Raw genomic sequence first — 14,479 nt, forward strand, 5'->3', positions numbered from 1 at the left:
AGAAGAACAGAAGAAAGCAGAAGAACAGAAAAAAGCGGAGTAACTGCTTTAGTGAAACAGCTGGAAAACAAGAATGTGGTGCAAGAGATAATGAACGAATAAGCAAAACTAGTAATATTTATATGAGTGTGAGGGAACGTTAGCCCTCACCTCTTTGTTTTTCTTTTTTAAATGCATTTGAGTGTGAAAAAAGTTATAAATTAGTATAAAGTATCACGTTTTATTTTCTGAAAAATCTAAATAATATTGAGAAATAAAAATAACTGAAAATATTAATAAATTTGTGTTGTGTTTATATAGAATTGTTCGTTATAATGAACGTAAGGTTTTTAAAAAAGAACACATATTAGCTAAGCTAATATAGTTTTCTTTAAATCACTTATTGAAAAATAAGTGATAAAAATATAAAAAACAGCTAGGGGGAATTGATTGTGAGTCTGAAAAAGAAATTAGGTATGGGAGTTGCATCAGCGGCATTGGGGTTATCTTTAATTGGTGGAGGAACATTTGCATTCTTTAGCGATAAAGAAGTATCAAACAATACATTTGCAGCTGGGACGTTAGATCTTACATTAAACCCTAAGACGCTTGTAGATATTAAAGATTTAAAACCAGGGGATTCTGTTAAGAAAGAGTTCTTATTACAAAACAGCGGTTCTTTAACTATTAAAGACGTTAAATTAGCAACAAAGTATACTGTTAAAGATGCAAAAGGTGATAATGCTGGTGAAGACTTTGGTAAGCACGTTAAAGTAAAATTCCTTTGGAACTGGGATAAACAAAGTGAGCCTGTATACGAAACAACTTTAGCAGACTTACAAAAAGCTGATCCAGATCTTTTAGCTAAAGATATCTTCGCTCCTGAGTGGGGAGAAAAAGGTGGATTAGAAGCTGGTACAGAGGACTATCTATGGGTACAATTTGAATTTGTAGATAATGGAAAAGACCAAAATATCTTCCAAGGTGATACATTGAATTTAGAATGGACATTCAATGCTAACCAAGAAGCTGGGGAAGAAAGATAATAAAAAAAGGCGGGTATCCCCCGCTTTTTTTTATAAAGAAAAAGAAGTGCTGGTTGTACGCACTTCTTTCTATTATTATTTTTGATTTTGCTTCCACTTTGTAAATTCAAGAAATTCACGAAATTGTTCTTTGGAGACACCGGAGTTCATTGCATCTTTAACGAGTTGTGTCCATTCGGAGTCTAGGTTAGTTTCCTTTGTTTTTTCATCATGAAGTAAAGTATCAACTGGAATTTGTAGAACTGCTGCGATCTTTTCAAGAAACTGAATGGAAGGGTTTTTTTGTAAATTTCGTTCTATAGAACTAATGTAAGATTTAGCAACGCCAGCTTTTTCGGCAAGTTCAGTTAATGAAATCCCTTTTTGTAAACGAAGGCGTTTTATACGTTCTCCAATCATATTTGCGCACCTTTCTATCAATATGTAGTTGTCTTATGATGTCATTATTATAACATAAACTTCGTTAAAAAGAACAAACCTATTGAGCCTGACTGGATGGCTTCATACGTTGGAAAAATTGCTCGATGTCTTGCATGGCGATACCAGCATCTAGAGCTTCAAGTATTAAATCAATCCATTCTTGATCCAGTGCGTCTGTCTTATCTTTGTACAAATGTAATTCCTCCCTAATTATCGGTCATAATTGCTGCTACAAAATACATGATAATGCAATCGGATTTTGTGTTTTATATAGTGAATTATCAAATATTGTGTAGATGAAACAAAGATAAAATCCCCATTAAACTCCCTCTATGGAAATTATAAATTGTTCGATAAAAACTTTCAATATTTTCAGAAAACATTGTTGAATTGTGATATATTCGTATGCTAACTATGAAATTTTTACAAATATATTAAAAACATTACATGATGTGACTAAATATTGAAAAAATATCGAATTTTTAATAAAATTAAATTTGTAATACATATTATTTATTAGGGGAGGAAATATGGGATGAACAAGAAACCGTTCAAAGTTTTGTCATCAATCGCTTTGACAGCTGTATTAGGCCTTTCATTCGGAGCTGGCACTCAATCTGCATATGCTGAAACGCCTGTGAATAAAACAGCTACGAGCCCAGTTGATGATCATTTAATTCCGGAAGAACGTTTAGCAGATGCGCTAAAAAAACGTGGGGTAATTGATTCGAAGGCTTCAGAGACAGAAACAAAGAAAGCAGTCGAAAAGTATGTAGAGAACAAAAAGGGTGAAAATCCTGGAAAAGAAGCAGCAAATGGGGACCAGCTTACGAAAGATGCATCCGACTTTTTAAAGAAAGTAAAAGATGCGAAAGCAGACACGAAAGAAAAATTAAATGAACCAGCAACAGGGGCACCTGCAGCGTCAGGCCCAGTTAAAGGCGGACTAAATGGTAAAGTGCCAACTTCTCCAGCAAAACAAAAAGACTATAACGGTGAAGTTCGTAAAGACAAAGTACTCGTTTTACTTGTAGAGTACGCTGACTTTAAACATAATAATATCGACAAAGAGCCTGGATATATGTATTCTAACGATTTTAATAAAGAACATTATGAAAAAATGTTATTCGGTAATGAGCCATTCGCATTAGAGGATGGTAGCAAAATCGAAACGTTTAAACAATATTACGAAGAGCAATCTGGCGGTAGTTATACAGTAGACGGAACAGTTACAAAATGGTTAACAGTTCCTGGTAAAGCTGCTGATTACGGTGCAGATGGTGCGACAGGTCATGATAATAAAGGACCAAAAGGACCACGTGATTTAGTAAAAGATGCATTAAAAGCAGCTGTAGATAGTGGTATTGATTTATCAGAGTTCGATCAATTTGATCAATACGATGTAAATGGTGATGGAAATAAAAATCAACCAGATGGTTTAATCGATCACTTAATGATTATTCATGCGGGTGTTGGACAAGAAGCAGGCGGTGGTAAATTAGGCGATGATGCAATTTGGTCGCACCGTTGGACAGTTGGACCAAAGCCATTCCCAATTGAAGGTACACAAGCGAAAGTTCCATATTGGGGCGGAAAGATGGCAGCATTCGACTACACAATTGAACCAGAAGATGGAGCGGTTGGTGTATTCGCACATGAATATGGTCACGATTTAGGTCTTCCAGATGAGTACGATACACAATATAGTGGTCAAGGTGAGCCGATTGAAGCTTGGTCTATTATGAGTGGCGGAAGCTGGGCTGGTAAAATCGCAGGAACGACGCCAACGAGTTTCTCACCACAAAATAAAGAGTTTTTCCAAAAAACAATTGGTGGTAACTGGGCAAATATCGTAGAAGTAGATTACGAGAAATTAAATAAAGGTATCGGTCTAGCGACATATTTGGATCAAAGTGTTACGAAATCAGATCGACCAGGTATGATCCGTGTTAACTTACCAGATAAAGATGTTAAAACAATTGAGCCAGCATTTGGTAAACAATATTATTACAGCACAAAAGGTGACGATCTTCATACGAAGATGGAAACACCGTTGTTCGATTTAACGAATGCAACGAATGCAAAATTTGATTTCAAGTCATTATATGAGATTGAAGCAGGTTATGATTTCCTTGAAGTACACGCTGTAACAGAAGATGGTAAACAAACGTTAATTGAAAGACTTGGCGAGAAAGCAACTAGTGGAAATGCAGATTCGACAAATGGAAAATGGATTGACAAATCATATGATTTAAGTCAATTCAAAGGCAAGAAAGTAAAATTAACATTTGATTACATTACTGATGGTGGTTTAGCATTAAATGGATTCGCTCTTGATAATGCTTCATTAACAGTAGATGGTAAAGTAGTATTCTCTGATGATGCAGAAGGTACACCACAATTAAAATTAGATGGTTTCGTTGTATCTAACGGAACAGAAAAGAAAAAACATAACTACTATGTTGAGTGGAGAAACTATGCTGGGGCAGATAACGCGTTGAAATTTGCTCGCGGTCCAGTATTTAACACTGGTATGGTTGTATGGTATGCAGATTCAGCTTATACAGATAACTGGGTTGGTGTACATCCAGGACACGGTTTCCTTGGTGTTGTTGATTCTCATCCAGAAGCAATTGTTGGTACTTTAAATGGTAAACCAACAGTTAAGAGCAGTACACGATTCCAAATCGCTGATGCTGCGTTCTCATTCGACAAAACGCCAGCTTGGAAAGTTGTATCTCCAACGCGTGGAACATTTACGTATGATGGCTTAGCGGGTGTAGCGAAGTTTGATGATTCGAAAACGTATATTAACCAACAGATTCCAGATGCAGGACGTATTTTACCGAAGCTTGGTCTGAAGTTTGAAGTAGTAGGACAAGCTGATGATAATTCTGCAGGTGCTGTTCGTTTATATCGTTAATACAGTAAAACTACCGAGAGATTTTCTTTCGGTAGTTTTTTTGTGAGCAATGAATTTTATATAGCTGAAAAAGTCATATATAATGTAACTTTAAGAATAGAAATTTGTTATATATGAAGTCTATATAAATAATGAAAGAATTGGATAAAAATAGTGGGAGAAGGTGAGTGAATGAGTATTTCCTCTATTGTAGGTAGGCAAAAGGGATATTTTTTAAAAGGGCATACGAGAAGCATCGAAATAAGAAAGAATAATTTGAAGAAGCTTTATGAAGGCATTCAGCATTTTGAAGAAGAAATATTTCAGGCGTTGAAATTAGATTTAAATAAGTCAGTTCACGAGTCGTTTACAACGGAAGTTGGATATGTATTAAAAGAAATTTCCTTTCAATTGAAACATATGTCATCGTGGAGTAAACCGAAGCGAGTTCGAACGGCACTCACTCATTTTGGATCAAAAGGAAAAGTAGTGCCAGAACCGTATGGTGTGACGCTTATTATTGCACCGTGGAACTATCCTTTTCAATTAGCAATTGCACCACTTGTAGGAGCACTGGCAGCTGGAAATACAATCGTTTTAAAGCCGTCAGAGTTAACGCCAAGCGTTTCAAAAGTGCTTAAGAGAATGTTAGATGAATTATTCCCAGAAGAGCTTGTAGCGGTAGTAGAAGGCGGCGTTGAAGAGAGTACATCTTTGCTGAGGGAACCGTTTGATTATATTTTCTTTACTGGTAGTGTTGGCGTTGGAAAAGTTGTAATGGAAGCAGCAGCGAAACAGTTGACGCCGCTCACTTTAGAACTTGGCGGGAAAAGTCCTTGTATTGTACATAAAGATGCAAAGATAGAGGTGACAGCAAGAAGAATTGTTTGGGGTAAGTTTTTAAATGCAGGGCAGACATGTGTAGCGCCTGATTATATGTACGTGCATTCTTCCGTGAAAGAAAAGCTAGTTGAGGCACTGCGACATGAAATTATAGAGCAGTATAGTAAAGAACCTTTGCAAAATGAAAATTACGTGCGTATTGTAAGTGAGCGTCATTTTGAACGCTTATGTCGATTTTTACAAGATGGTCAAGTCGTAATTGGTGGAAACTATAAGAAAGATACATTACATATTGAACCGACAGTACTAGCGGATATTACATGGCAAGATGCTGTTATGGAAGATGAAATTTTTGGTCCGATTTTACCAATCATAGAGTACGACAATATAGAAGAGGTAATTGGCACAATCCAGCAACATCCGAAGCCGTTAGCGTTATATGTATTTTCGGAAGATAAAGAAGTACAAAAGAAAGTGACGAGTAATATTTCATATGGTGGAGGCTGTATTAATGATGTTGTCTACCATCTTGCTACGCCATATTTACCTTTTGGGGGTGTTGGAAGTAGTGGATTAGGGGGTTATCATGGGGAAGAAAGTTTTCGGACTTTTTCACATTATAAAAGCATTTTAGCCCAATCTACAGCATTCGACATGAAAATTCGTTACTCTTCTACAAAAAGTGCTTTAAAATTCATACGAAAGTTGTTAAAATGATGATGGTGTTTATCAGTAGGCGTAGCCGTATGATAATAGCCCCTTCGCAATGGAAGGGGTTTTTCTGTTCGACGTTATGTATCATGCGAAAATGAATCAAACATACTACATAAAGAATAGAAACGAACGCTTGCTAAATAACCATTTTTGTTTGGATCGAAACAAAAAATAGTCTATAGAACATAAATATTTATTCATGAATATAAAAATTAAAATTTAAGGTAGATAGGACGGGAAAATGAAAAAGATTATTAAAGTTGAAGCAGTTGAAAAACATTTTGGAAATCAAGTGATTATCCCACCTCTTTCTTTAGATATTAAAGAGGGAGAGTTTTTAACAATTTTAGGGCCGAGTGGCTGCGGGAAAACGACTTTACTTCGTATGATCGCAGGATTTGAAACTCCAACTAAAGGGAATCTTTTATTAGATGATGAAAGAATTAACGATTTGCCGCCATATAAGCGTCATATGAACCTAGTGTTCCAACATTACGCACTATTCCCACATATGACAGTAGAGAAGAATATTTGTTTTGGTATGAAAATGCAGAAAGTATCAGCAGCAGAGCAGAAAGAGCGTGCTGAAGAGGCAATGCGTTTAACGCAGTTACTTGAGTTCCGTAATCGTAAACCTGCGAAGCTTTCTGGTGGACAACAGCAGCGTGTTGCAATTGCAAGAGCGATTGTAAATAATCCGCGTGTATTACTATTAGATGAGCCACTTGGAGCGCTTGACTTTAAGTTACGAAAAGACTTGCAACGTGAATTGAAAAACTTACAACGTAATTTAGGAATTACGTTCATATACGTAACGCACGATCAAGAAGAAGCAATGAGCATGAGCGATCGTATCGTCGTTATGAATAAAGGACATATCGAACAAATTGGAACGCCGAAAGAAATTTATAATAAGCCGAAAACATTGTTCGTTGCGACATTCATCGGTGAAAATAATATTGTGAAAAATGGGGAAGGCTATGTAGCAATTCGCCCTGAAAATGTGAAAGTGCGTTCGGTTGAAGAACCAATTTTAAAAGAATACCATCTTGGACATATTGAAGATATCGAGTTTGTCGGAAATATGGAGAAGCTTTATGTACGTGATGAGAAAACATCAGAATTACTAATGGCATATCAAACTGCTGAAGAGGCAGCGCAGTGGAGCATTGGAGATAATGTATATGTAGGCTGGGAGCAAGAGGACGAGGTGACCTTAAATTGAAAAAAGGGAAATTACTCGCACTACCTACAGTCGCGTGGCTGTTAATTTTCTTCCTAATCCCGCTCGTATTCGTATTAGGATTCGCCTTCATGCAGCGCGGAGCTTACGGGACAGTAGAAATGCAATTTACGCTGGAGAATATATCCCGTGTGTTTGATCCATTGTACTTAGGAACGTTATGGGAAACTGTTAAAATCGCAGTTATTACGACAGTAATATGTTTATTAATTGGTTATCCATTTGCGTATACAATTACAATTGTTGACCGCAAATATCGTTCTATTCTTTTATTATTGGCAACGATCCCGTTTTGGATTAACTTTCTTGTTCGTTCATACGCATGGATTGTTATTTTACGTTCACAAGGTCTTGTGAATACGTTGTTATTAAAACTTGGCATTATTAGTGAACCGTTAAATTTATTATATAATACGCCTTCTGTAATACTCGGAATGGTCTATTCTTTATTACCATTTATGATTTTACCAGTGTATGCAGCAATTGAGCAGCTGGATAAGCGTAAGCTAGAAGCGGCTTATGATTTAGGAGCAACACCAATAAAGGCATTTTGGAATATAACAGTGCCGATGACAATGTCAGGAATTGCGACTGGTTCTATTTTAGTATTCGTTTCTTCTATCGGAATGTTTGTTGTATCAGACGTGATGGGCGGATCGAAAGTAGCATTAATCGGAAACGTTATTCAAAACCAATTCTTAGGTGCACGTGACTGGCCGTTTGGATCTGCGTTATCGATTATCGTTGTTCTATTCTCTGTTCTGTTAATTTACTTATATTATCGTGCAACGAAAGTATATAAATATAATGAGAACGGAGGGGAATAGGCAAAGATGAAGAAGTTTTTAGTTTCTTATTCTTGGTTAATTTTGTTATTCTTGTATTTTCCAATGATGGTTTTAATGGTCTATTCTTTCAACGACTCTCGCATTAATGCGGAGTGGGAAGGTTTTACATTCCATTGGTATACAGATTTATTTCAAAAACAAGATGTTATTGATGCATTTGTAAATAGTATTACGATTGCAGTTATAACAACGATTGTGACAACGGTACTTGGTGTATTCTTTGCGATTGCTTTACATCGTTATAAATATCGTTTCGAAGGGGCTATTAATGGCCTTGTATATTTACCAATTTTAATTCCTGATATTTTAATGGGATTATCTTTACTAATTCTTTTCAGTCAGCTAGGAATGGAACTTGGACAAACAACGATTATTATTGCACATATTACATTTAGTATTTCGTTTGTTGTTGTTATTTTAGCTGCGCGTCTTTCAAGTATGGGACGTGACTTAGAAGAAGCTGCAAATGATTTAGGAGCAACGCCTTGGCAAACGTTTCGTTTTGTAACGTTCCCAGCAATTGCACCGGGAGTTATTTCAGCAGCATTATTAACATTCACATTATCAATTGATGATTTTGTAATTAGTTTCTTCGTATCAGGACCAGGATCAACAACATTGCCATTATACATTTACAGTATGGTTAAGCGCGGAGTATCACCAGAAATTAATGCTCTTTCTACAATTTTAATTGTTGCTATCGTAGGATTAATGGTTCTATCTGAAATCTTCCGTAACAAAGGTGCAGATGGTGAAGAAAACTCTGGAGGACACCTTCCTTTATAATACGAACGATATAGAAAGTATGAGGAGGTAATAAACCGATGAAATTAATGAAAAGAATAGCTGGCGCAGCAATTAGCTTTAGCCTTGTTGCTGGTGTACTTGCTGGTTGTGGTGAAAAGAAAGAAGAATTAAATATTTATAGCTGGGCTGACAATTTTGATGAGCAAGTGCTAAGAGATTTTGAAAAGAAATATAATGTGAAAATTAACTATGATAAGTACGCAAGTAACGAAGAAATGCTTGCGAAATTACAAGCTGGTGGCGCAAAGTATGATTTAATTCAGCCATCTGATTACATGGTTAAAACAATGGCAAAAATGGATTTATTAGCGCCATTAGATAAAAAGAATATCCCAAATATCGAGAACATGGTTTCTAATTTCAAAACACCTGCGTTTGATCCAGAGAATAAATATTCTTTAGTATACACTTGGGGTGTAACAGGGATTGCATACAATAAAAAGTATGTGAAAGAAGCACCTACGAGCTGGGCTGACTTATGGAATGAGAAATATAAAGGACATGTAACGTTACTAAACGATTCTCGTGAAGTATTAGGAGTGGGTCTTAAGAAGCACGGGTTCTCAAACAGCACGAAAGAAGATGCGGAGTTAAAGACAGCAGCAGATGATTTAAAGAAACTGCTTCCAAACTTATTAGCATTTGATACAGATAACATTAAACAAAAATTCATTACAGAAGATGCTTGGATCGGAACAGTTTGGTCTGGAGATGCAGCATTTATCGCAAAAGATAATAAAGATGTAGAATACGTTGTACCAAAAGAAGGTGGCACAATTTGGGCTGATACGTTAGCAATTCCAAAAGGTGCAAAACATAAAGAGCTTGCTGAGAAGTTTATGAACTACTTACTTGATGAAAAAGTAAGTGTGAAAAACTACGAGTCAATTGGTTACAGTAATCCAAATGAAAAAGCTCATCCTCTTCATAGTAAAGAATACCGTGATAATCACATGATTTTCTTAACGAAACAAGAGTTAGATCGTACAGAATGGCTTGTTGATGTAGACGATAAGTTAAAAGACTATGATCGTTACTGGACAGAGCTAAAAACAAAAGGTAAATAAGTAAGAAAATGCGGTTTCTAAAGTAGAAATCGCATTTTTTCATAGTAGGAGGAAATCGTTTGAAGAAGAAGTTACATCAGTATGAGGTAATGTGTATCGGTTTATTATTTGCTGTATTTAGTATTGTTGCTTGGCGCGTACATGCAGGTGGCGTTACAGTGATGGATACATATGTCCGCGGATTAGTAAAAGGGCTACAAACGGAAAGTTCCCTTACATTTTTCTCGTACTTTACAAAATTGGGATCAGCAATTGGGATAGTCGCTACGCTCGTGATAAGTTTGCTTGTTTTTTGGAAGAAGCGTTATTATGCTGCGATGATTGTGTATCCAATGGGAATTTTAATAACACATCTTGTGAATAAAGGGATAAAAGAGATTGTAAAGAGAGAACGTCCGTCATTAAATGAAGCGCTAGATGCACTTGGATATAGTTTTCCTAGTGGACATGCAATGCTATCGATTATGACATTTGGATTTCTTGCTTATATCATTGCGGCTAATTTGAAAAGCGTAGCTGGGAAATGTGTCATAACGATTTTGATGGGGATAGTAATCTTATCGATTGGATTAAGTAGAATCATTTTAAATGTACATTACCCAACTGATATTTTAGCTGGTTATTGCGTAGGTGGTATTTTGTTAATTATCGCGATTTACTACCATCGTTTACTTACTGAGAGATTGGGACTTAATAAAGAGAGATAGAAAAAACGCCTGGAAAAACTATCATTATAGTGTTCCTAGGCGTTTTTTGTTTGTATAAAGATATGATACAGTATAAGTGACAATTGAATTATTTAAAGTAGGTGAAAATGTGTGAAGACAAATGTTCATAAAGTTGATAAGTGGGGGAAGTTAGGAGCTTTTTTGTATCAATTTCGTTATACAGTAATTGTAGCGTTACTGTTGCTTGCAATCGCACTTGGGATTTTTGCTCCAAAGCTACCGGGAGTATTAGGTGGTGACGGTTTCCAAACGGAAGGAGACTATCAAAAAACAAAAGAAATTTTAGATAAAGATTTTAAGAAATCTCAAGATACGCTGCTACTCGTTTTTGAGAAAAATAAAGATGCTTCACATGAGGAATTTAAAAAGCGAATAGATGAAATTGTAAAGAATGTTCAAGAGAAAGAGAACTATGAATCTTTCCATCACCCAATGCAAAATAAAGAAATGTTACAAGATGATATCGGTTATGCGACAATTTTATTTTCCGGGAAAACAAATAAAGAAAGAATGGAAAAGACTTTACAATTTGCTGATGAGATTGAGAAAGAAAGTAATGCAGCATTAAAAGTAACACCTACAGGATTTCCAAAAATTAATCAAGAGATTAATGAAAGAACGCAAAATGATTTAAAAGTAGCAGAAATGATTGGATTACCAATTGCGTTTCTTGTATTACTATTTTCGTTTGGTAGCCTTTTGGCATCAATTTTACCGATTTTGAATGGGGCGCTTAGTGTTATTAGCACGATGGGTATATTGTATTTCATCGGTGTGGATAAAGAGCTATCTATTTTCGTGTTAAACGTTGCACCGATGATTGGACTTGCACTATCTATTGATTTTGCGCTATTATTTGTGAACCGTTTTCGAGAGGAAGTTGCTAAACGAACGGTAAAAGAAGCGATAGCAATTACATATCAGACGGCAGGACGTGCAATTGTATTTTCAGGATTATGCGTATTTGTTGGGTTATCCGGTTTGTTTTTCTTTAAGATAGATTATATTCAATCTGTCGCAATTAGCGGAATGATTGTTGTGATTATGAGTATTTTATTCTCACTCACACTTCTTCCAGCGCTATTATCGTTAATAGGTAAAAGAATATTAAAAAAGAATCAAGTAGCACATACGCCGGCAAAAGCATGGCGTAAATTTGCACAATTTGTGATGAAACATCCAATTGCAATGATTGTTGTTGTTACAACATTTATTGTTATTTGCTTATTACCGTTACGTACAGCTAATTTGCAGTTCCCTAGTGTTGAAGCTTTACCTGAAAAGAGTGATACAAGGATTGCATATGAAAAGTATGAAGAAGCATTTAATAAAACTGTCAAAACACACGCTGATGTTACGTTAGTTGTAGAGACGAAAAAAGATATGAAAGAAAAAGAAAGTCTACAAAAGATAGAAGAAGTCGTTCAAAAGTTAAAAGATGATAAGAAAGTACATGAAGTAAGAAGTTTATACGACGGGTTAATTGGAATGAAAGCAGATCAAGTTGCTGGAATATTGCAGTCGCCAGAAGCTGCAAAACTAACTCCTGTATTTGAAGCATACACGAAAGGGAATAAGACGACGATAGAAGTCTTTTTGAAAACAAAACCACGTACAGAGACTGCAAAACAGTGGGTGCGTGACTTTAAAAAGAACTATAAAGAAACGGATGTTACGTATTATCTAGGCGGAATGACGACGTTTCAACAAGAATTAGAAGATGAAATTAAAGATAAAGTCGTAATTGGTATGTCTGTTATATTTGGATCGACCTTTGTTATATTATTATTTGCATTCCGATCTATACTCATTCCAATTAAGGCAATTATTATGAATATACTTAGTTTAAGTGCAACCATTGGAATTGTTGTTTGGTTATTTGAAGGTGGTCATTTCGGTTTAGAAGCGAGTCCGGTTCTGTTTGTCTTACCAATCTTCATTTTTGGTCTCGTATTTGGGCTTAGTATGGATTATGAAGTATTTCTTATTTCACGTATTCATGAGCTCTATGAAGAAACAGGCGATAATGATCAAGCAACGTTAGAAGGGCTCGTTTCAACAAGTAGAATCATTACATCAGCTGCTTTAATAATGATTGTTGTAACTGGTGCATTCGCATTTACTGATATTTTACCAGTAAAGCAGATGGGGCTTGGCGTTGCATTAGCAATATTTCTTGATGCAACAATTATTCGTCTTATGCTCGTTCCAAGCTTAATGAAGTTATTTGGAGACTGGAATTGGTGGTTACCATTTCGAAAAAAACGAGAAAAATCATCGTAAAAAATGCTCATCATATTGATGAGCATTTTTTTATGAATAGCAAGGCCTACATTTTGCAAATAGTATGTGATAAGAACATTACATACAAGTAGGTGAAGGCAATGTTTCGTTATTTTAAGTTTAAGTTAAATGATACAGTACAGTTTGCAGAAAACGATGGGCATATGTATCGCATTGTCGGTTATCGGTTAGAAAAGGGATTTTATCCAAAAGATGAATGGACTCATATCATTTATGAACTACTTAGAGAATTTGACGGGTATACGATGGATGCAGAGGAGGAAGAACTTGTAAAGGTCGTTCAAGTAGAGGATGAGTATTACAAAATACAAGAAGTATCAGGTTATCGTTATCCAGTAAAAATGAAACAAAAACAACAAGTGATGAAAATAGAAAGGATGGACGATTTATTAGATGCTTACAATGACTATAAAAGGTTGGCGGATTTCTTTAAAGATTTATCGTATGAACAAAAAGCTGAAGAAGTATTGTTAGAAATGAAAAGGCTTAGAGCTTGAGGGGCAGTCTATTATAAGACTGTCCTCTATTTTTGACGGTGCATCAAAGTGTGTTTTCCGTTACAATGAGAGAATCAATAGAAATAAGGTGATAAACAGTATGGAAACAAAGAAAAAGGGCGAATGGTGTGAAATTACCGTTCCAGCTAAATGGAATGGTATAAGTATTGAATCCGTATTAAAAGTAGAATGGGAAATACCGAAAAAGCTATTGCATCAGCTTCGTATGGAAAAAGGTGTTACGGTTAACGGGGAACAAAGAAGATGGAATGAGCTTTTAAAAGAGAACGATAAGTTACAAGTTCATATGTTTGCGGGGGAAGAGTACGGTGTAGATCCAGAATATGGTGAATTACATGTAGTATACGAAGATGATCACGTACTCATCGTAAATAAACCAGAGAAAATGGACACACATCCTGCTGAAAAAGGTGGAACCGGGACGCTTGCAAATCTTGTTGCTTTTCATTTTCAAATGCAAGGTTTAGAGACGAAGGTGCGTCATATTCATCGTTTAGATAAAGATACGACAGGTGGTGTCGTATTTGCTAAGCATAGAATTGCTGGTGCAATTATGGATCGTTTATTAATGGAACGAAAAATTAAAAGGACGTACGCAGCGCTCGTTGAAGGGAAAGTAAAGAAGAAACAAGGAACGATTGATGCTGCTATCGGAAGGGATCGCCATCATGCTACAAGGCGTCGTATTTCTCCAAAAGGTGACCAAGCTATCACATATTATAAAGTAGAAAAGTATTTTAAGAAGCAAAACACGACTTTCGTAACGTTACAATTAGAAACGGGTAGAACGCATCAAATTCGTGTTCATATGAGCCATAATGGTAATCCACTAGTTGGGGATGTATTATATGGTGGACAAACAAAATATATGTCCAGTCAAGCATTGCATGCGATGAAGATAAATTTCTTGCATCCAATTACGAAAGAAGCGATTGAAGTTGATGTGCCGTTTCCTACAAAGTTAGATAATAAAATAAGAGAATTTCAAAAAGAAAATGCGTAAAGTATAAGTTTTAATTTGAAAAAAGTAGATTTTTGCAGGGATTTCTCTAAAAGGAGC

The 14,479-nt window shown here is 35.8% G+C and carries 13 protein-coding genes; 11 read left to right on the forward strand and 2 right to left on the reverse strand.

All coding sequences use genetic code 11. The annotated features are described in order from the left end of the window. Nucleotides 1-431 precede the first annotated feature (431 nt). Nucleotides 432-1,025: a biofilm matrix protein CalY gene (gene calY / locus RT27_RS10465; RefSeq protein ID WP_016082403.1), complete on the forward strand. Its 594-nt coding sequence runs from the start codon at nt 432-434 to the stop codon at nt 1,023-1,025. Between the two features lie 75 nt (nt 1,026-1,100). On the opposite strand, the gene RT27_RS10470 is transcribed toward calY, so the two are convergent. Together RT27_RS10470 and RT27_RS10475 are read right to left on the reverse strand one after the other, a co-directional pair. Further along, a complete protein-coding gene (locus tag RT27_RS10470; protein ID WP_000578866.1) occupies nt 1,101-1,424 on the reverse strand; it encodes a helix-turn-helix domain-containing protein in 324 nt (107 codons plus the stop codon). Between the two features lie 79 nt (nt 1,425-1,503). Then, entirely contained in the window at nt 1,504-1,638 is a 135-nt protein-coding gene (locus tag RT27_RS10475) for an anti-repressor SinI family protein (RefSeq protein ID WP_000276219.1), read from the reverse strand. Nucleotides 1,639-1,980: 342 nt separating this feature from the next. Here RT27_RS10475 and inhA1 point away from each other — a divergent pair, with 342 nt between their 5' ends. The 10 genes from inhA1 (at nt 1,981) to RT27_RS10525 (ending at nt 14,422) form a co-directional block, all read left to right on the forward strand. Then, nucleotides 1,981-4,368 carry a M6 family metalloprotease immune inhibitor InhA1 gene (inhA1, locus tag RT27_RS10480; protein WP_043936058.1) on the forward strand — a complete coding sequence of 796 codons (2,388 nt, stop codon included), beginning with the start codon at nt 1,981-1,983 and terminating at the stop codon, nt 4,366-4,368. 171 nt (nt 4,369-4,539) lie between these two features. Further along, nucleotides 4,540-5,907 (forward strand): aldehyde dehydrogenase, encoded by a 1,368-nt coding sequence (locus RT27_RS10485; RefSeq protein ID WP_043936059.1) that lies wholly within the window; start codon nt 4,540-4,542, stop codon nt 5,905-5,907. 238 nt (nt 5,908-6,145) lie between these two features. Then, the gene (gene potA, locus RT27_RS10490; RefSeq protein WP_000720333.1) at nt 6,146-7,129 is read left to right on the forward strand and encodes a spermidine/putrescine ABC transporter ATP-binding protein PotA; all 984 of its coding nucleotides are present in this window, start codon (nt 6,146-6,148) and stop codon (nt 7,127-7,129) included. Next, entirely contained in the window at nt 7,126-7,974 is an 849-nt protein-coding gene (gene potB, locus RT27_RS10495; protein ID WP_000715500.1) for a spermidine/putrescine ABC transporter permease PotB, read from the forward strand. Before potA ends, potB begins: the two co-directional genes overlap by 4 nt. A gap of 6 nt (nt 7,975-7,980) precedes the next feature. Further along, nucleotides 7,981-8,781, forward strand: coding sequence for a spermidine/putrescine ABC transporter permease PotC (gene potC / locus RT27_RS10500; protein ID WP_000714190.1), 801 nt, complete (start codon nt 7,981-7,983; stop codon nt 8,779-8,781). Between the two features lie 38 nt (nt 8,782-8,819). Beyond that, on the forward strand, nt 8,820-9,869 hold the full coding sequence (gene potD, locus RT27_RS10505; RefSeq protein ID WP_043936060.1) for a spermidine/putrescine ABC transporter substrate-binding protein PotD: 1,050 nt from the start codon (nt 8,820-8,822) through the stop codon (nt 9,867-9,869). A gap of 59 nt (nt 9,870-9,928) precedes the next feature. Next, nucleotides 9,929-10,576 (forward strand): phosphatase PAP2 family protein, encoded by a 648-nt coding sequence (locus tag RT27_RS10510; protein WP_043936062.1) that lies wholly within the window; start codon nt 9,929-9,931, stop codon nt 10,574-10,576. Nucleotides 10,577-10,687: 111 nt separating this feature from the next. Beyond that, nucleotides 10,688-12,880 (forward strand): MMPL family transporter, encoded by a 2,193-nt coding sequence (locus RT27_RS10515; RefSeq protein ID WP_043936064.1) that lies wholly within the window; start codon nt 10,688-10,690, stop codon nt 12,878-12,880. A gap of 101 nt (nt 12,881-12,981) precedes the next feature. After that, nucleotides 12,982-13,398: a hypothetical protein gene (locus RT27_RS10520; protein WP_000490302.1), complete on the forward strand. Its 417-nt coding sequence runs from the start codon at nt 12,982-12,984 to the stop codon at nt 13,396-13,398. Between the two features lie 100 nt (nt 13,399-13,498). Then, nucleotides 13,499-14,422, forward strand: coding sequence for an RluA family pseudouridine synthase (locus RT27_RS10525; protein ID WP_043936066.1), 924 nt, complete (start codon nt 13,499-13,501; stop codon nt 14,420-14,422). Nucleotides 14,423-14,479: the final 57 nt, after the last annotated feature.

Source organism: Bacillus sp. L_1B0_5, assembly GCF_000836715.1.
Lineage (GTDB): Bacteria > Bacillota > Bacilli > Bacillales > Bacillaceae_G > Bacillus_A > Bacillus_A thuringiensis_S.